Below are 18,385 nucleotides of genomic sequence, written 5' to 3'. Positions count from 1 at the left end.
ATTGAAGCGGTTTATCGTAATAATTATGTTTTTGGTTGTGCTTGCACCCATTAAAGCTTCTGCAAACGATACTACTTCCATCCCAATAAAGTTCACTGCAGAAGAACAAGCCTTTATTAAGGAACACCCTACGTTACAGCTAGGAGTCGACCCTGAGTTTATCCCTTATGAATTTATTGATAGTGATGGCCAGTACAAAGGTATAGCCAATGACTATATCCAATTACTGAGTCAAAGAATCGGTATGAAGATGATGATAGAGCCAGATAAAACATGGTCGGAAGCCTATGAAATGGGCGTAGAAAAAAAAGTAGACGTTTTACCCTGCATTTCAAAGACTACAGAACGTCAACAATATTTTCTTTTCTCAGATCCTTATTTTGCTTTTCAACGTGTGACTGTCGTTCAGGAAAATAATACAACTATAAAGAGCTTGGAAGACCTAAAATATACAACAGTAGCTGTCCAGAGGAACAGCTCTCACCATAGTTACTTGAAGAATATCCCTGAAATAAACTTGAGTTTGTATGATTCCGTGGAAAAAGCGCTCGTAGCAGTTTCTAAAGGTGATGAAACATCCTTCGTTGGTAATCTAGCAACCTCAGCTTATCTCATCAAATCCTCTGGACTGACTGGACTTAAATATGTATCTCTTGATACGGAAGATCAACAATCTCTTTATTTTGCTGTACGTAACGACTATCCCCTCCTTGTAAGCATAATTAACAAGGGGTTAGCCAGCATAACTGAAGAAGAAAAGATGGTAATACGGGATAAATGGATTGGTCTTGAAAACCATATTGATTATAGTAATATTATTAAGACTGCTGCTATAGCTGGTAGCATTATTATCATTATTTTTGTTGTTTCTATCTATTGGATTATACGTTTGAATAAAGAAATCTCAAAACGGATCTTGATTCAGGATGAACTGAACCGCGCAAAAATTGAGGCAGAAATCGCCAACCGAGTAAAATCTACTTTTTTAGCACGAATGTCCCATGAAATCAGAACTCCTCTCAATGCTATTACTGGTATGGCCTATTTAATCAAAAAAAGTGACATCACTCTTTCACAAAAGATGTATGTGGATAAAATCACCCAAGCTGCTCATAATATGCTCAGCATTATTAATGACATTTTAGACTTTTCAAAAATTGAAGCAGGCAAAGTAGAAATTGAAGACATCTCCTTTAATTTAGATAAGGTGATTCAACAGGTGATTAGTATCATTTCTTTTAGAATTGAAGAACAAGGTATCGGGTTTGCATTGACCAAAGAACCTCAAATACCTGTTCATTTTATTGGTGATCCTAAACGAATTGAGCAGATACTTCTTAATCTACTAAGCAATGCAGTCAAATTTACAAAAGATGGAGAGGTTTCTCTTGGTATACGTCTCATTGCACAAGAAGGTGAACGCTATCATCTAGAATTTGCAGTGAAAGATACTGGAATTGGTATGTCTGAAGATCAAATTGCTCAATTATTTATGCCCTTTTCCCAAGCAGACTCCAGCATCACTCGACGCTTTGGCGGAACTGGTCTTGGTTTATCAATCGTAAAGAGTCTTGTAGAGATGATGAACGGTGAAATTCATATATATAGTGCCGCAAGTAAAGGTTCGACCTTCGTCATTAAATTACCACTTATGATAGATGCATTCCAAGACTTTGAGGAAAAGAAAAAAGTAGCTTCATTTTATGTACAAAACGTACGAACCCTAGTTCTAGCGAAAAATGATAACTTAATAAATTTAATGCAGACATATTTAGTTAGTTTTGGTATTCATGCTGAATTTACCAAATCACCGTCTAATGTGCAACAATTGCTACGATCAGTCCCTACTGCTGGAAAAATTCCTTTTAATTTGCTCATTGTGGATTATGATATTTTAGCAGAACAAAGTTTTGACTTTGCAAAAAATATTTTAGACGATTCTAAAATCATCTCAAATCCAAAAATTATTATGCTCATTCCATTGATGCGAGAGGATCTTTTTGAGAAAATTGAATCTTCTGATTTGAATCTTGGAATAACAAAACCGATTATCCCGTCTGTCTTATTTGATGGGATTCAGGAAATTTTCAAAAAAAATGACTTAGAAAGCAGCTTATCTATTCCTGTTTATATTAAAAGCGAAGAGAAAAAAGCAACTAAAAATTATACTGTTTTGGTTGTAGAGGACAATAAAACCAATCAATTTATAGCTAAGTCCATATTAGAACCAGTCGGTGTTAATGTTATTCTCACTGATAACGGTGAAGAAGGCGTCACATATTACACAAATCATGCATCTGATATTGACCTAATTCTCATGGATTTACACATGCCGGTTTTAAACGGTTATGACGCCACACTGCAGATTAGGATGAATGATGAAAATGTTCCTATTGTTGCTATGACCGCCGATGCTATCACTGGTATTGAAGAACAGTGTAAAAGGGTGGGAATTAATTACTATATAAGTAAACCTTTCGAACCAGATAAATTCATCGATACAATTCTGGAAATATTGGATCAACATGAAGGTTCAGCATTAGATTCTGAAAAAGATGCACAAGTGGAAATAACAAAAGAAGTTGAAACCGTACAACAAACTCTACCACTAATTAATCAAGATGATGCATTAAAACTCTTGGGACAAAATGTTCAACTCTACCATATGGTATTGAAAGAGTATATCCAGGAAAATGTATCTACCTGCGAGGATCTTGATTTAGAAATTCAGAAAAGTAATTATTTACAGGCAGCTCAAATCGTGCATAAAGCTAAGGGCAGTTCGGGAAATGTCGGTGCAAAGGAAGTGTACAAAATTGCTGTCGTTCTCCAAAAGGCTCTAGAAAACAATCAACAAGATGAAATATCGAAATTCTATCCCGAATTTAATAAGCTATTAAATCAAAGTTTAGCAGAAATCGAAGAAATATTGAAAGAATAATTTACATCTAGAAAGGGTGAATCCTTATTACGAAGATTCACCCTTTTTTACTGCCATTTTTTCAATGCCTTAATCATAAAATCTTTTACATTTATATTATAAACCGTCTCTAGGTCCTCTTCTAAAAATACTTCTTTAGGTGTCCCTTTTCCAATGATATCGCCTTGGCTTAACATTACAATCTTATCACTAAATAAATTAACTAAGTTTAAATCATGTAATACACCTATAACAATTTTATTATTCTTTTTTGCCCAAGAACTTAAATATTCTAAAATTTCTATTTGACACTTTAAGTCCAGATGATTTGTTGGTTCGTCTAATAAAATAACTTGAGGATTTTGCGCAAATGCACGTGCTAAAAATACTCTTTGAAGTTGTCCACCAGATAATTCACTTATTAGCTTATCTTTTAATTCAATAAGACCAACACTTTTTATAGCTTCTATTACAATATCTCTATCCTCTTTGCTTAAAGAAGATAAAGCGCCTTTTAAATATGCATACCTTCCTAAGCAGACTGTTTCATAAACAGTATAAGGGAAATATATATTATTTGTTTGAGTCATTAAGGCAATATTTTTAGCTAACTCTTTTCTATTTGAATTTTCTATATTACTTTCATCTAATATTATATTTCCTTTATATTCAATAATATTACCTATGGCTTTTAAAAGTGTACTTTTCCCACAGCCATTTGGTCCAACTATGCAAAGTATTTCTCCTCTTTTAGCTTCAAATGTAATATCGTGTACAACATCTTCATTATCATATCCACAACTAACACTTCTAAGTTCTAACATAAAAATCACCTACCCCGAATTTTTTAGAATGGACTCCTCTACTTTGATTTTTTAAAATATATGTATGCAAAGAATGGAGCTCCAATTAATGCTGTTATAGCTCCAACTGGTAATTCTGATGGCACAATTATAGTTCTTGCAACTAAATCAGTAATCACCATGAAGCATCCTCCGAAAATTATGCAAATTGGAATTACATTTTTATGTTTTGCTCCAAATATTCTTCTTACAATATGAGGAACAATCAAATCAACAAATCCAATAGTTCCACTTATAGCAACAGCACTTCCTGTTAATACTGCAGAAAAAACAAGTAAATTTCTTTTTATTTTAGTAGTATCTACTCCTACTGATTTAGCTTGTTCTTCCCCAAAAGATAATATGTCCATTTCCGTGCAGTAACGCATAACTCCAATAATTCCTATTATAAAAAACGGTATACCAATTTTTACATAAGACCATCCTTTCATAGAAAAGGAGCCCATTTGCCAAAGTATTATGCTTTTTATATCTTCACTATACAATGCTGTTATAGTTGTGAGAATAGCATTAAAAAACAAAGAAAACACCATACCTGATAAAATTATAGTTGTATTTGACATGCCCTTATCAACTGTAGATGCAAATTTCACGATAGCAAATACAGTTCCAATTCCACATAAAAAACCTATAATTGGCATTGTTAATTTCCCTATGAAAGGTATTGAGAATCCTGTGACTATAAGTAATCCTACTCCAAGGGATGCGCCAGAGGATACTCCCAAAGTATATGGTGACGCTAGTGGATTTTTAAGTACCGATTGAACTACAGCACCACTTACGGAAAGTGAACCTCCTACTATAAAAGCTAATAAAACTCTTGGCAATCTCAAATTCCAAATTATTGCTACATCATTATTATCAATACCTTTAGATAGTGGGATGCCAAATACTTTATGTCCAATTATAGATAAAATATCTTTAATGCTAGTATTAGCACTTCCAACAGAAGTTCCAATACATAAAACCAAAAATGTTAACAAAATTATTAATATTATTCCTTTTTTATTATTGTCTATAGTTTTTAATGATTTTTTATAAATGTGCATAGTATTTATTACCTTCTCATTTCTGTATGTATTTTTCAGGATAAACAGCCTTAGCCATTTCTTTAAGCGCTTTTATTATATTTTGAGATGGTCTAGAGGATGAATTTTTATCAATAACAAATATCTTATTTTCCTTAATCCCAGTAACATCCTTCCATCCATCACGGGTTCTAATTGAATCAACAATATTTTCTGCTGATTCATTAGTAAGTATTACATCTGGATTAGCTTTAATTATAATTTCATCACTTGGTGATATCCATGAATTTTCATTTGCTAATATATTCTTTGCTCCAATTAGTTCTATCATTTCATTTAAAAATGTACTATTACCAAAACTATATAAAGCTGGAGTTGATCCTATTTCAAAATACACATTTTTTTTGTTAGTTATTGTATTTCCAATTTCTTTAATAGAATTTATTTCATTTTTCATATTATCTACTATTTCTGTACCTTTTTTCTCAGTATCTGTAACTTTTCCGATAAAATTAATATCTTCATAAATACCTTCTATACTAGAACTTACTGGTATATATACAACCTCTATTCCAGCTTCCTTTACTGCTGCAAAGGGATCGTCATTTCCAGATTTATTATGACCTGAAGCTATTATTATATCTGGCTTTAAACCTACAATTGTTTCTGCATCTGGATTTCTAAAATCAATTTTAGGTAAATCTGAATCTAAACCCTTAATATCTGCGGAGTACTTATCTATAGCTATCAATTTATCTGCAAGACCAAGATTCACTAATATCTCTGTATTAGATGGTGCTGTGGATATTATAGTATTTACTTTTTTAGGTAAATCAAACTTGTTTCCTGCTCTATCGACCATTGCTGTAGTCTTTTCTGTGCAACCAACTAGCATAGTCATAATTAATATAACTACAAAAACTAATGATAAAAATTTATTTTTTAATTTCATAATGTCCTCCTAAAATTTTTGAAAATTTAAGGGCAATTAAAAGGCATACCCTTTTGAGAGTATGCCTAAAAATACATAATTGTATAAATCCATGAAAGATAAAACTAAAGTAAATAACTAAAGCTTTAATAAACATAAATATATATTATTACCTAATATCCCACCCTCAGGAGATATTAATTTCATATAACATTTAGGTATCCCGACTTAACTTCATTCTACTTTCAAGCCTTCCCAATTTCTCAGTGGCCATTTTGATTTCGTCAGTTTTACGGTTACTGGGGTAGTTGAAGAATTTCACTTCATTCCCTATTGCATGTCATACTCTATTTTAAAAATTATATTCAATAACTCATGTACTGTCAACTTAAAACATAAAAAGAGAGAATAAAAATAGAAAATAAACTATTAAATAAAAAAAATATTTTTTCATAACTTTAAGTTTTTTCTGTAGGTTTTAAATTCAATAACTATCTCTGGATTGTCCTTAATGAATTGCACAAAATCTTGAAAACATTTTGTTGTTTGATTACTTATAGTATGTTCAATTTTTTCAGTTTCTTCTAATATATCAAGCTCTGAAATATCAAGTATTCGCAGTAGACTTTCAATAACATTATGACGGTTAATCAGTGCCTGTCCAAGCAGTTTCCCAGTATCTTCAAGGACTAAAATCCCATATTTTTCATATTTCAAAAGCCTCATTTCTGCTAACTTTTGTACCATTTTTGTCGCAGAAGGAGGCTTTACATTCAAGATATTAGAAAGTTCATGAATCCTTGTAAATCCTGTATTAAAAGATAATCTATATATCATTTCAAGGTAATCCTCCTGAGACGCAGTAAGGCAATTATCTTCTTTTTTCATATATTCATTAAAAGTATAAAAATCATTTTTAGTCATAGTCTCACCTACTTTGCGCTATAGTCTATTAAATACATTCTATGCTTGAACAAATAAAATAATTACTTTGGTGTATCATTTTTTCAATTTACTACATAGCTTATATTATAAAATAAATTAGTTTAGACTAACAAAATTAACTATTCATAACTATTTAAAGTATATAAAATAGGATTAATTATTAAGGATGATATATTTTATGAAAAACGAACTAGGCTTAAGAGATATTGATGTATCTCCAGAAAAACTTTTTATTTTGAAAACAGGAACAAATAACATACTTAAACAATCACGCAAGTTAAAAGAACTGCTAAAATTTTTAGGACCTGCTTTTGTTGTTAGTGTGGCATATATTGACCCAGGTAACTTTGCAACTAATATCAGTGGGGGGTCAAAATTTAACTATGTACTAATTTGGGTAATTTTGTGGAGTAACTTAATGGCTATGTTTTTGCAGACTATGTCTGCAAAACTCGGAATAGCTACAGGTCATAATCTACCTGAAATGTGCGCCAAAGTATTCCCAAAGTCTGTAAATTGGATATTTTGGATTATTGCTGAAATAGGTGCCATGGCTACAGATTTAGCAGAATTTCTTGGTGGAACATTAGGATTATATTTACTGTTTCATATACCTATGATATATGCAGGACTTCTTACTGCAATTATAACATTTATAATTTGCTATATGGAAAAGTACGGTCAGAAGACAATTGAAATTATAATATCAATACTTGTTGCGGTAATAAGTATTGCATATACAATAGAATTGTTTCTTGCTAAACCAGATTGGATGGAGGTAGGTATTCATACCCTAATTCCAATGTTACCCAGTAGTGAAGCTGTATTGATTGCTGTAGGAATGCTTGGTGCAACAGTTATGCCTCATGTAATATATTTACACTCACAATTAGTTCAAAGCAGAAATACTGATTCCTCAGATGAAGGAAAATCAAGACATTTAAGAATGGAAAAGATAGATGTTGCTCTAGCTATGAATATTGCTTTTATTGTTAATGCTGCAATGGTTGTAGTATCAGCTGGAGTTTTTTATAGAAATGGAATGGTAGTAGAAACAATGGAACAAGCTCATACATCACTTAAGCCATTATTAGGTTCTTTATCAAGTGGTGCCTTTGGAATAGCATTGCTTGCATCTGGACTATCATCTTCTGTTGTTGGAACAATGGCTGGGCAAACAATTATGGAGGGTTTTGTTAATTTAAGCATACCTATAAATATTAGAAGACTTATAACCATGCTGCCAGCCTTGATTATAATTGCACTTGGAATTAATCCAATGAATGTTCTTATTTTAAGCCAAGTTGCACTTAGTTTTATTCTACCCTTCCCAATAATCCAAATGTTAACTATATCTAAACGTAAAGACCTAATGGGAGTTTTAGTCAATAAGGGTTTTGTAAGATTCTTTGGTGTTCTAATAGCCACTTCCATAATAATACTAAATGTAGTGCTCTTGTACCTAACATTTACAGGTAAATCTTAATATTATAAAGCAAAAACTAATTATCAATTTGTATATAAGTTCTATAACTATCTCATATTATATTTATAGAACTTATTTTTTCATTTAGCTTTTTTGAAGTTCTATTAATATATTAATTACTCCTCATCATATTCAGTTACTATTTTTTGAACTAATTTTTTAATAGCACTTGCCTTAGATATCAAAGATAAAACTAATAAGAATATTCTTATTCTCTCTCCCTCTTCATCTTTCAAATTAAATTTCTTTATTATTTTATCAAATTTATCTTCAGAATTTAAGGAAGGGATTAAAGGATCATTTAAACTTTCTTTTTGTAATTCCATAAAAATTTTATAGGTTTCTTCCCACGACAATATATCATCATTGCTATCATTAATTTCATTAAACGCAAGTTTGAAAACTTTTTTAATCTCTTCTGTTGTTAAAATTGGCCTCATATAACTAAGTAATACTAACTGAATTAAATGAGTTTTAGTATATCCTTTTTTTTTTCCATCTTCTGGTTTAGTGATAACTTCACTCTTTATATAATTTTGAACTATATTATTAGTGAAATTTTCATCAATGAATCTATCATTTAAATAATCTATAACTTGAGATAGAAATAAATCATACTTTGGGAAATCGTCATATGAAACTGAACTACATTTAGATATTTCCTCAGTTAGTTCTTTTATATAATTGGAATCAAAATTTTTCTTCATACTATCACCCATACTTTCTTATGTAAAATATTCATATCTATATTATAGTGTATACATTAACTTATTACAAATTATTTTACAATTGGAAATCTACCATTTTTTTATGCTAGTCACACAACTTTCTAAGTCCCTTTATTTCTGCATAAATCTCATCTTTATTTGCATTCAATGCATTTTGAGTTAATAAAGCACATACTTTTTAATGCCTACAGCTACGCCATCATTATGGACTGTATCCGTAATTTTTTTTGCGTGCTTTTTAACTTCATCACAAGCATTACCCATTGCTATGCCACATCCAACGGTTGATAACATTTCTATATCATTTCTACCATCGCCAAAAGCATAACTATTTTCAATAGGAATATCTAAATATTCTAAAGCAGTTAATATTCCTGTAGCTTTTGTATTTTTCTTAGAATACAATTCTAAAGCTTTTGCATCTATACTATGAAAATGATCATAATCAGGATTACTATTCATTAAAGACAAACAGAAATTTACAGCTTCTTCATTAGGACATAACATTTCTATTTTATGGGTATTAATTTTTTCAATATCATAATCACTTTTCAAGAATTTTCTAGAGATTTCTATACTGTCATAGAAATCATAGAATTCCGTGCAACTGTTTTTCATATATGAGTAAAGTTCCCCTTCCAAAATATATTGAATATTAAGTTTTTCAAACTCAGTAATTGCTTTTTTTACAAACTCTTTATCCATTGGCTCTGAATAAATAGTTTTATTTTTAATTATTACTTGAGTTCCATTTGTTAAAATAAAACCATCAAAACCAAAATCTAATATAGCTTGGCTCAAAAATGCATAAGGTCTGCCAGTTGCAATAAAAACATAATGTCCATTAGATTGCAAATTACGAATTCCCTTTTTAACTGTTGGTGTGATATCCATTATTCCTCCAAGGCAATCTATCAGTGTTCCATCAATATCAAAAAATATTGCTTTCGTCATAAGTATCTCCTCTCTCTCTTTATATATTAATATTTATTATCATTTTATATCGTTTATTCTCAATGGTCAATTGACATAATATTTGCGATATATAAATTTTTAATAATAAAAATATAATTATTGGGAAATATAATTTCGGAGGTGAATATTATGATAGTAAAAGATATAATGTCAAATGATATAGTAAGTTTAAACTCAGAGGATTCTGTTGAAAGGGCTGCTCAAATTATGAAGCAGTTTGATGTAGGATCAATACCTGTATGCAATATGGAAAAATTAATTGGAATAGTTACAGACAGAGATATTACATTGAGATCCGTAGCAGCAGGTGGAAATTCAAATCAACAAAAGATAAGCGATGTCATGACTCCAAATCCTGTTACAGGAACCCCTAATATGGATATTCAAGATGCTGCAAGAATAATGAGTGAACAACAAATAAGAAGGTTGCCTATTATTCAAAATAACAATCTAGTTGGTATAGTTTCTCTAGGAGATATTTCATTAGAGCCTAAATTTCAAAATAATGCAGAAGACGCTCTTAAAAACATTTCAGAACCAACAAAAAGCAACTTGTAATTTACCATATCACTATAAGAAAACCAGTATAATCTCACTGGTTTTCTATTCATTAATAAACAGCTTTAACCATATAATATCAATGGCTAAAGCTGCTTTTATAATTTAATATATAAATTTTTTAATTGTGTACCTTTTAATGTGCATTTTTCAAATTTTTATGAGTCCATTCTAAATTTGATATATTCCTTAATATATTCAACACTTTTTTCAATGCCTAATTTACTAGTATCAATACATAAATCATAATTTTTTGCACTTTCCCATGTTCTGCCTGTATGATAATAATAGTACTCTTTTCTATACTTATCTAATTTACTAATTTGTTTAATTGCCTCTTTTTCTGAAAAACCGAAATATTTCATTTCATGTTCAATACAATATTCATTAGATGCATGAATAAAAATCTTAAATACATTTGGATTATCCTTTAAAATATAATCAGCACAACGTCCTATTACAACATAAGATTCTTTTTCTGCGAGTTCGCGCAATATTTTAGCTTGATAGTTAAACAAATTATCATTTGAAGTAAAATCATGGTTTTCTGGTGGAATTAACTCACCATCATATACCTTCTTTGACACCCAATACAGTAAACTCTTTTTCACAGCTTCATCTGCATTTGCAAATAGTGCTTCATTGATACCGCTATCATCAGATGCTAAGCGTAACAATTCTCTGTCATACATATTAATTTTCAAATCATTTGAAAGCATTTTTCCAACTATTGTCCCACAACTTCCACAAGTTCTTGTGATTGCAATTACAAACTTCTTCATAATTATCTTCCCCTTTTCCTTTTAGTTAAAAATATATATTACTATATAATTATATCATGATTTTATTATATTATTTACCTAAATATTCTTTTGTAAAAAAATTATCATATAATCAAGCTCTACTTTTATTTCTTACTACGACTTTATACATTATGCTCATACTCTATATTATCTTAATGATGAAAAAGACGAATTCCTATAAATGCCATAGCCATATCATATTTATCACATATTTCCACTACATTATCATCTCTTATAGAGCCACCGGCTTGTGCTATATAAGAAACTCCACTTTTTTTTGCACGTTCTATGTTATCACTAAATGGGAAAAATGCATCTGATCCTAAAGCTACACCTGTTAATTTTTGAATCCATTCTTTCTTTTCATCTTGATTCAATATAACTGGTTTTTCAGTAAAAATGTTTTCCCATTGACCATCAGATAATATATCCATATAATCATCTGAAATATAAACATCTATAGCATTATCTCTATCAGCTCGTTTTATTTGTGGCTTAAAAGGAAGATCCATAACTTTAGGATTTTGTCTTAAAAACCATATATCAGCTTTATTTCCCGCTAGTCTAGTACAATGAACTCTAGATTGTTGTCCTGCACCGATTCCAATTGCTTGCCCATCTTTCACATAACATACAGAATTTGATTGTGTATATTTTAATATAATTAAAGATATAATTAAATCTCTTTTAGCATTATCTGGTATTGTTTTATTTTTTGTTGGTATATTATTAAATATACTTTTTGTTATTTTAATATCGTTACGTTTCTGTTCAAATGTTATTCCATAAACCTGTTTTGTTTCTATTTCTTCTGGCATATAATTTATATCCATTTGTATTACTACATAATTACCTTTTCTTTTCTTTTTCAATATTTCTAAAGCTGCGCCCGTATAAGATGGTGCGATTATTCCATCTGAAACTTCATGTGATAAAAATTTTGCTGTTTGTTCATCGCAAGTTTCAGATAAAGCTACAAAATCACCATAAGATGACATTCTATCTGAACCTCTTGCTCTTATATAAGCAGTAGCAATGTCAGATAAATCTACACCTTCAACAAAATACATCTTTTTTAAGTTTTTAGTTAATGGAACAGCTACAGCTGCCCCAGTAGGGCTAACATGTTTAAATGAAGTAGCTGCTGCAAGGTTAGTAGCTTCTTTTAATTCTTTTACAAGTTGCCAACTATTAAATGCATCCAAAAGGTTTATATACCCCGGATTTCCACTTAGAACTTTTATAGGAAGTTCACCCTCCTTCATAAAAATACTAGCTGGTTTTTGATTTGGATTACATCCGTACTTTAATTTTAATTCTTTCATTTTATTGTTACACTCCTTTTTTAACACAATAAAGAGCCCACTATCTGGGTGCTCTTGCCCAGACGGTCGGCTCATTATTTGTTATACTCCATGTGGTTTCTTCCACTTCCGTCAGTTGTATAACCTATATATAGAAAAATATCATTGCTATATACATTTGTCAAGTTATCTGAAAAATACGTGCAAATTTTTCCGATTCTTAAAACATAAGACTATAAGTAGACTCCTTGTTATAATGAACATTTTTCATTGTTGCATATTTTAATATATTATTTACTATAACTTTTTTATAAAGTAATGCCTTTCACCAGTTAGTGGATAAGCCTTCAAAGAAAATACTTCTTGATATCCAAGCTTCAAATAAAATCCTTTTGCCTGGAAACTAAATGTATTTAAAAAAACATATTTGCAGCCTCTTTCTTTTGCTATTAATTCTGCTTTAGAAATGATTTCTGTCCCAATATCTTGCCCTCTTAGTGTCTCACTTACCCATAAATATTCAATTTCTAGCCAGTTACCATGTGTATCACCCACAATTCCAGCTACTTTTTTCCCCTGTTCATCTTCTAAAAATATTCCAAGCTCCTTTATATCTTTGCATTCTATGCGCTCAAGATTGTATTTCAGTAATTCTTGAAAAATCTCGTCCTTATCTTGCTCCGTTGGTATATCTGTTATTCTATAATTCATACTTTATTTCCCACCTAAATTGCTATTTATATTTTAGTTAATTATATCATATTTTGTAAATGTAACACTATTCAATTTTCAAAAAGCTATTTTAGCAGTTTCCACGTCAAATCTACATATAGATATTTAATTCTATTTCCCTCGCTTTGTTAATTTTTGTATCAATAACTTTGAAGAAGTATAATAGTTTATCCTTGTATTTACAGTTATTTTAAACTAGTTGTTGAAGTTAAAATTCAACAACAAATTTTACCCAAAGGACCATTCTAAAACAGTACTTTCACCATCTCCTAATAGTTTGACTCCATCAGTTATATAGCAGATTGAATTATCTTGAAATTCTTCATCTGTAGTATTAATATCGGGTACTTTATCTCTGTTCTTCTTACTTTTTTTAGTTTCTAAAATTATAGGATCATTATCTTGTAAATTACCACTGCTATTTTCATCATTCATGTTATCATTGACTTTGCTAATATATTCATTAGTAATTTCTAAATCCACGCTATTAACATCCATTAAATTTTTTACTTCATTTTTACTTATTTTGTTATCTAACTCTTTATCTTCAGCCTCATTTGTTGTAACTTTTGAATTATCATTTGCTTGAACTTCTATGCTCTTTACGTCATCCTCTTTATTCTCAGATATACCTTTTTCCTTGACCTTAATATTTTGATGCTTAGCAAAGTTTTTCACTCTATAAATCTTATCTTCAGTAATTTCAATCATTTCTAATTCTATAAATACATCTAATGATAATTTGATTTGAGCGATATCCCTATTAAACTCTATTGCTAAAGTCTCAATTGTATATGGAATGTTTTTTGAAAGATATAAATCCCCCTCTAAATTAACCTTTCCTGCCAACAATACAATTCTATTCCATATATAATGAATAACATCTCTTTCAGGCTTCCTATCTATTATTTTAAATTTAGTATCTTCATGCATATCTACTCTGAATTTTACGTACTTTCTTTCTCTCATATATCTCATTCTCCTTAAATTTTATTTTTGCTGCTATACTAATATCAAATATGTTGTTTTAATTATGTCTCCTAATTAATATATATGCATTAATATATAAAATCACAGGATAATTCATAAATTTCTTTCTATTAAAATACTACAATTTTTTACATCGAATAAATTTCGATAAAAAAAGATATTACATCTCATATAAGACATAATATCTTTTTAAAGCAATCGCTAATTTTAAAAATAATTTCTTAATATGCTAAATTATAATATGTTCTCAACATTAATAATACGTTTCATAATATACTATGTTGTAATTTTGATATGAATTTTTACGCCAATCAAAATTATCTATTATATGAATAATTAGAAACTTTCTTTATAATATTGGTACACAAATTTCACAATAATGCTTATTTATCATCTGCATTGCATAGCGTTCAAGAATAGGTCTTCTATTATCAAATTCATAATTTCTTTTTGATAACTCCGGAAATATCTCCATCCATGCTTTTTGCATACCATCTACTGTATGACTTATTTTAAATACGCAATATTTTCCACCGATAGTTTTTCCAAAATTAATATACTTATTATCAACCTTAAATTCATCAAAAACAACTAAACATGTATCATAACGACAATCTTTGGGTTCTGTAAAATTCGGGTTATCTTTGGCTATTCCTAATATAATTGAACTTTCATTAAATAAGTCTCTTTCTCTAGCCCAACTTTTTAATTGTTCCATTACTTGCACATTCTCTAAACCGTAAGGACCTGTTTTTCGTATATAAGCAATTTTATATGATGATATCATTTCAATATTAATATCCATAACTTACCTTCTTTTTTAATATAGTACATCGATGCCTGAATTCATCATATAATGCTTTAAAATGTATTTCAACTTATTTTTTAAAATTGCTAAATTACAATTCATCTTTCATTAAATTCTATATATTTACCTGATTTTACACTTCTTTAAACTTTCGTAGTAAGTATTTACTGTTTTTTTTCATCCCATATCTAGAGAGTCTAAACTTTCAGCTATAATGGCAATTTTAGATCAAGGCTTTAAGGAGTTTTATGTATTAATTTATAGCTTGTTTTAGTAACAATTTCTATATGTACCCATACATTTGATAATTTAAAATAATATTTATATAATATGTATATAGATAATCCTAGGAATAGTTAAATGAAAATCGTAATATAATTTGTTATATAGCAATATTTTATAGGAGGGGCATTTTAATGGAAAATAGTAAGTCTTTAAATACAAAAGAAATGGTTTTAATGGGGTTAATGATTGCTTTAGTTTATTTGGCAGGAAGTATAATTAAGATTCCATCCGTTGGTGGATTTGTTCATATAGGCGACTGTATGGTATTTTTGTCGGTAATAGTCCTTGGTAAGAAAAAGGGAGCAATTTCAAGTTCACTCGGAATGTTTCTTGTAGATGTACTTGGCGGATATTATTTTTGGGCGCCATTTACATTTATAATTAAAGGTGCAATGGCTTATATTGCAGGATTCATTTTAGAAAAAATGTCAAAACGTTATGGAAGTATCAGATACACAATTGCATTTTTAGTTAGTGGTGTATTTATGGTAGTTGCATACTTCGGAGCTGGAATCATAGTAGCAGGTTTTCTAACAGAAAAAGCTGGTCTATTACAAGGCATTATATTTTCAGCAAAAGATATAGTTGGAAATATAATTCAAGTAGGTACTGGAGTAGTAATTGCATTGCCATTAAGTGCAGTAATAATCAAAGCTAAACAAACTGCATTTGCTAATTAAAATTATAATTTGCAGCATTTATCCATTAATGCTCAAGTTTTTGTAAAGTGAAAGCTACTTACAAAAGCTTGAACATTTTTAATTCAATTGAGAGGGATGAAAACTAATAGCTTATTTACATTTCACTAACAGCCACTTTTAATTCTTTAATTGCTTTTTCATATTCTATAATTCCAGCTAAACTTTTAAACTCATCTTCATCTATTAGTGACTGTAGCATTTTTTTTCTGATTATATTCTGCTCCTCTGGTTTTACTTCTAACTCAACTTTATCAAAGTAAGGATTACTATGATAATCATATTCTGTAGAGATCAATCCTTCCACATAAGTTTTGAACCATTTAGCCGCAGCTTCTTTCTCACCAGTTTCAATGTTTAATTGGATATAATTATATTCTGCTGAATTTAACCCCATTTGAAATATATTCTGTATCTTATAACATGCATCTAGAAAATAAAACGAATTTTCATAATTTTGTTCTGCTTTTGAAGTTTTTGCCATCATGATAAGCATAAGACAACTATTATTTATATAATTCAATAATTTATTACTACAGAGCTTCATCGCCTCCTTAGTTTTTCCTTGCTTCATAAAAAGAGCTGGATATAAAGACATTGGATCTATAGTCTGCGGAAGCTCCTTAAGTGCCTTTTCACTTTCTTCATAGTTCTCTAGTACCATATGAATATGAGCAATAAAAAATAGTGCTGTTGATGTATATTTAGGATCTCTACTTTCAGCTACCTGCTTAAACAAAGCTAAAGTTTCCTGCCTTTTTATTTTTATAAATTCTTCTGAATTGTCTTTTGACATCATCAAATACGTTTCAAGCAAGCCGGCAATAATAACTTTTAAATGGATACTATTGGGATACTCATTTAGGTACTTTTGACATTTTGCTTCCCCAGCTACATAACCTTCATGTAAAAATACTTTTGTCAGTTCTTGATTAATGTTACCAACCTCTATTTCTGAAAGTTCTTGATGAAAAGACAATAAGACATCAAGAGATGTATTTAATGCACGAGCCAAAGGAGCTAGCAATGAAATGTCTGGCATTGAATTTCCATTTTCCCATTTACTGACTGCTCCTGCCGAAATACCAACCATAAAAGCTAACTGCTCTTGAGTGATGTTTTTTTCTTTTCTTAATTGTAAAATTGTTTCACCTATATTTAATCTATTCAATTATATACCTCCATTTTTCCAATTCAAAAGCCTTTTGATAAATCTATTATAATGTTAATTATTCCTGTGAACAATAGATAGTAATTCGAGTTTAAGTTAAAAAAAGTTGAATGGTATTCATCTTTTGTGTTTTATTTTTAAAAAGATTATTTCATTAATGTTCACTTCATATTTTGCAAGTATTTTATTATTAAATTTTCAAAGAACTTTTTATTAAATGAGTGTTGCATAATAAAAAATACCGCAAATTCAATTTTGTAAAATGCGGTATCTAAAAATTTAATATCATAATTATATATATTCAGTAACAAAGTCAGTAAAAAGAATACCTTCTAAATGGTCAATTTCATGACAAAAACATTTTGCTAATTCTCCTGTACCTGTTAATGTTATTTCTTTACCTTTTTCATTAAGTGCTCGCACTGTAACTTTTGCTGGTCTTAATAATTTTCCAAATATATTAGGATTACTTAAACATCCCTCTATAACTTCTTGACTTCCTTCTTGCTTAATTATCTTTGGATTAACTAATTTCATAAGTCCCTGTCCCATATCAATCACAACTAATCTTTTTAGTAGACCTACTTGTGGTGCTGCTAATCCCCCACCATTTTCTGCATTATACATAGTATCTACCATATCATTTAGAATTTGTATTATTTTTTCGTCCACAACTTCAACTTCTCTACTTTTTTTTCTTAATATTTCATCACCAAAAAGTCTAATTTGTCTTAATGCCATTTAAATGCCCCCTCTACTTAATTGTGCTCTTGATTTTCTTTCACTCTGTTCAAAAAGAAAAACCTCTTCTATAGGACAGTGACATATTCGCGAAATATCATAAGCTAACCATATAGATGGTTCATATTTTTCTGTTTCAATTGAATTTATCGCTTGTCTTGACACTCCGACAAGCTCTCCCAGTTGTTCTTGCGTTAATCCAAGAGATTCACGAAATTCTTTTAATTTATTTTTCATTAACACCCACTCCTGTCACGTTTACCTTACATATAAGTATATTAGCATTCCATTTTCATGTCAAGTTAACATTACATCATGTATGATTTACAAAGTTACAACTTTTTGAATACTATATTATTTAATTTTCAAATAACAATTTTTATGTTTACAATTTAATACGTAAAATTAGTATGACGCAT

At 29.7% G+C, this 18,385-nt stretch carries 18 protein-coding genes and 2 riboswitches; of the genes, 4 read left to right on the top strand and 14 right to left on the bottom strand.

What is annotated here, in order from left to right; translation table 11 throughout:
• The first annotated feature begins 1 nt into the window (after window position 1).
• The gene (locus tag psyc5s11_RS13295) at window positions 2-2,941 is read left to right on the top strand and encodes an ATP-binding protein (RefSeq protein ID WP_224038045.1); all 2,940 of its coding nucleotides are present in this window, start codon (window positions 2-4) and stop codon (window positions 2,939-2,941) included.
• 47 nt (window positions 2,942-2,988) lie between these two features.
• On the opposite strand, the gene psyc5s11_RS13290 is transcribed toward psyc5s11_RS13295, so the two are convergent.
• The 4 genes from psyc5s11_RS13290 to psyc5s11_RS13275 all read right to left on the bottom strand — a co-directional run bounded on the left by psyc5s11_RS13290 (window position 2,989) and on the right by psyc5s11_RS13275 (window position 6,666).
• On the bottom strand, window positions 2,989-3,744 hold the full coding sequence (locus psyc5s11_RS13290) for an ABC transporter ATP-binding protein (RefSeq protein ID WP_224038044.1): 756 nt from the start codon (window positions 3,742-3,744) through the stop codon (window positions 2,989-2,991).
• Window positions 3,745-3,782: 38 nt separating this feature from the next.
• Window positions 3,783-4,832, bottom strand: coding sequence for a FecCD family ABC transporter permease (locus tag psyc5s11_RS13285; RefSeq protein ID WP_224038043.1), 1,050 nt, complete (start codon window positions 4,830-4,832; stop codon window positions 3,783-3,785).
• A 16-nt stretch (window positions 4,833-4,848) separates the two neighbouring features.
• On the bottom strand, window positions 4,849-5,763 hold the full coding sequence (locus tag psyc5s11_RS13280; protein ID WP_224038042.1) for an ABC transporter substrate-binding protein: 915 nt from the start codon (window positions 5,761-5,763) through the stop codon (window positions 4,849-4,851).
• Window positions 5,764-5,941: 178 nt separating this feature from the next.
• A riboswitch (cobalamin riboswitch) is annotated at window positions 5,942-6,114 on the bottom strand.
• A gap of 78 nt (window positions 6,115-6,192) precedes the next feature.
• Window positions 6,193-6,666, bottom strand: coding sequence for a metal-dependent transcriptional regulator (locus psyc5s11_RS13275; protein WP_224038041.1), 474 nt, complete (start codon window positions 6,664-6,666; stop codon window positions 6,193-6,195).
• A gap of 199 nt (window positions 6,667-6,865) precedes the next feature.
• On the opposite strand from psyc5s11_RS13275, the gene psyc5s11_RS13270 reads away from it, so the two are divergent.
• Entirely contained in the window at window positions 6,866-8,173 is a 1,308-nt protein-coding gene (locus psyc5s11_RS13270; RefSeq protein WP_224038040.1) for an Nramp family divalent metal transporter, read from the top strand.
• A 116-nt stretch (window positions 8,174-8,289) separates the two neighbouring features.
• Here psyc5s11_RS13270 and psyc5s11_RS13265 read toward each other — a convergent pair whose 3' ends face one another.
• A complete protein-coding gene (locus psyc5s11_RS13265; protein WP_224038039.1) occupies window positions 8,290-8,880 on the bottom strand; it encodes a DUF1836 domain-containing protein in 591 nt (196 codons plus the stop codon).
• Between the two features lie 180 nt (window positions 8,881-9,060).
• The gene (locus psyc5s11_RS13260; protein WP_224038038.1) at window positions 9,061-9,855 is read right to left on the bottom strand and encodes an HAD family hydrolase; all 795 of its coding nucleotides are present in this window, start codon (window positions 9,853-9,855) and stop codon (window positions 9,061-9,063) included.
• Window positions 9,856-10,005: 150 nt separating this feature from the next.
• Between psyc5s11_RS13260 and psyc5s11_RS13255 the strand changes: the two genes are divergently transcribed.
• On the top strand, window positions 10,006-10,434 hold the full coding sequence (locus tag psyc5s11_RS13255; protein WP_224038037.1) for a CBS domain-containing protein: 429 nt from the start codon (window positions 10,006-10,008) through the stop codon (window positions 10,432-10,434).
• 158 nt (window positions 10,435-10,592) lie between these two features.
• Here psyc5s11_RS13255 and psyc5s11_RS13250 read toward each other — a convergent pair whose 3' ends face one another.
• From psyc5s11_RS13250 to psyc5s11_RS13230, 5 genes are all read right to left on the bottom strand, one after another.
• Entirely contained in the window at window positions 10,593-11,216 is a 624-nt protein-coding gene (locus psyc5s11_RS13250) for a cytidylate kinase-like family protein (RefSeq protein ID WP_224038036.1), read from the bottom strand.
• A 173-nt stretch (window positions 11,217-11,389) separates the two neighbouring features.
• Entirely contained in the window at window positions 11,390-12,562 is a 1,173-nt protein-coding gene (locus tag psyc5s11_RS13245) for a phosphoribosylaminoimidazolecarboxamide formyltransferase (RefSeq protein ID WP_224038035.1), read from the bottom strand.
• Between the two features lie 49 nt (window positions 12,563-12,611).
• Window positions 12,612-12,691, bottom strand: a riboswitch (ZMP/ZTP riboswitch).
• A 147-nt stretch (window positions 12,692-12,838) separates the two neighbouring features.
• Complete coding sequence (locus psyc5s11_RS13240) at window positions 12,839-13,252, bottom strand: GNAT family N-acetyltransferase (RefSeq protein ID WP_224038034.1); 414 nt, start codon at window positions 13,250-13,252, stop codon at window positions 12,839-12,841.
• A gap of 249 nt (window positions 13,253-13,501) precedes the next feature.
• The gene (locus psyc5s11_RS13235; RefSeq protein ID WP_224038033.1) at window positions 13,502-14,242 is read right to left on the bottom strand and encodes a phage replisome organizer N-terminal domain-containing protein; all 741 of its coding nucleotides are present in this window, start codon (window positions 14,240-14,242) and stop codon (window positions 13,502-13,504) included.
• Window positions 14,243-14,612: 370 nt separating this feature from the next.
• Window positions 14,613-15,068 carry an AraC family transcriptional regulator gene (locus tag psyc5s11_RS13230; RefSeq protein WP_224038032.1) on the bottom strand — a complete coding sequence of 152 codons (456 nt, stop codon included), beginning with the start codon at window positions 15,066-15,068 and terminating at the stop codon, window positions 14,613-14,615.
• 419 nt (window positions 15,069-15,487) lie between these two features.
• On the opposite strand from psyc5s11_RS13230, the gene psyc5s11_RS13225 reads away from it, so the two are divergent.
• Window positions 15,488-16,036, top strand: coding sequence for an ECF transporter S component (locus psyc5s11_RS13225; protein WP_224038031.1), 549 nt, complete (start codon window positions 15,488-15,490; stop codon window positions 16,034-16,036).
• A 115-nt stretch (window positions 16,037-16,151) separates the two neighbouring features.
• Here psyc5s11_RS13225 and psyc5s11_RS13220 read toward each other — a convergent pair whose 3' ends face one another.
• The 3 genes from psyc5s11_RS13220 to psyc5s11_RS13210 form a co-directional block, all read right to left on the bottom strand.
• Complete coding sequence (locus psyc5s11_RS13220; protein WP_224038030.1) at window positions 16,152-17,225, bottom strand: helix-turn-helix domain-containing protein; 1,074 nt, start codon at window positions 17,223-17,225, stop codon at window positions 16,152-16,154.
• Window positions 17,226-17,516: 291 nt separating this feature from the next.
• Window positions 17,517-17,966, bottom strand: coding sequence for a peptide deformylase (gene def / locus psyc5s11_RS13215; protein WP_224038029.1), 450 nt, complete (start codon window positions 17,964-17,966; stop codon window positions 17,517-17,519).
• Window positions 17,967-18,203 carry a helix-turn-helix transcriptional regulator gene (locus psyc5s11_RS13210; protein WP_224038028.1) on the bottom strand — a complete coding sequence of 79 codons (237 nt, stop codon included), beginning with the start codon at window positions 18,201-18,203 and terminating at the stop codon, window positions 17,967-17,969.
• Window positions 18,204-18,385: the final 182 nt, after the last annotated feature.

The organism is Clostridium gelidum (assembly GCF_019977655.1).
In the GTDB taxonomy this organism is placed as follows: Bacteria; Bacillota; Clostridia; order Clostridiales; family Clostridiaceae; genus Clostridium; species Clostridium gelidum.
This window is presented reverse-complemented; position numbering and strand designations above follow the sequence as displayed.

Bases quoted from the DNA above. Each gene is read 5' to 3' on its own strand.
- psyc5s11_RS13290 (WP_224038044.1), bottom strand. From the start codon at position 3,744: ATGTTAGAACTTAGAAGTGTTAGTTGTGGATATGATAATGAAGATGTT.
- psyc5s11_RS13285 (WP_224038043.1), bottom strand. From the start codon at position 4,832: ATGCACATTTATAAAAAATCATTAAAAACTATAGACAATAATAAAAAA.
- psyc5s11_RS13280 (WP_224038042.1), bottom strand. From the start codon at position 5,763: ATGAAATTAAAAAATAAATTTTTATCATTAGTTTTTGTAGTTATATTA.
- psyc5s11_RS13275 (WP_224038041.1), bottom strand. From the start codon at position 6,666: ATGACTAAAAATGATTTTTATACTTTTAATGAATATATGAAAAAAGAA.
- psyc5s11_RS13270 (WP_224038040.1), top strand. From the start codon at position 6,866: ATGAAAAACGAACTAGGCTTAAGAGATATTGATGTATCTCCAGAAAAA.
- psyc5s11_RS13265 (WP_224038039.1), bottom strand. From the start codon at position 8,880: ATGAAGAAAAATTTTGATTCCAATTATATAAAAGAACTAACTGAGGAA.
- psyc5s11_RS13260 (WP_224038038.1), bottom strand. From the start codon at position 9,855: ATGACGAAAGCAATATTTTTTGATATTGATGGAACACTGATAGATTGC.
- psyc5s11_RS13255 (WP_224038037.1), top strand. From the start codon at position 10,006: ATGATAGTAAAAGATATAATGTCAAATGATATAGTAAGTTTAAACTCA.
- psyc5s11_RS13250 (WP_224038036.1), bottom strand. From the start codon at position 11,216: ATGAAGAAGTTTGTAATTGCAATCACAAGAACTTGTGGAAGTTGTGGG.
- psyc5s11_RS13245 (WP_224038035.1), bottom strand. From the start codon at position 12,562: ATGAAAGAATTAAAATTAAAGTACGGATGTAATCCAAATCAAAAACCA.
- psyc5s11_RS13240 (WP_224038034.1), bottom strand. From the start codon at position 13,252: ATGAATTATAGAATAACAGATATACCAACGGAGCAAGATAAGGACGAG.
- psyc5s11_RS13235 (WP_224038033.1), bottom strand. From the start codon at position 14,242: ATGAGAGAAAGAAAGTACGTAAAATTCAGAGTAGATATGCATGAAGAT.
- psyc5s11_RS13230 (WP_224038032.1), bottom strand. From the start codon at position 15,068: ATGGATATTAATATTGAAATGATATCATCATATAAAATTGCTTATATA.
- psyc5s11_RS13225 (WP_224038031.1), top strand. From the start codon at position 15,488: ATGGAAAATAGTAAGTCTTTAAATACAAAAGAAATGGTTTTAATGGGG.
- def (WP_224038029.1), bottom strand. From the start codon at position 17,966: ATGGCATTAAGACAAATTAGACTTTTTGGTGATGAAATATTAAGAAAA.
- psyc5s11_RS13210 (WP_224038028.1), bottom strand. From the start codon at position 18,203: ATGAAAAATAAATTAAAAGAATTTCGTGAATCTCTTGGATTAACGCAA.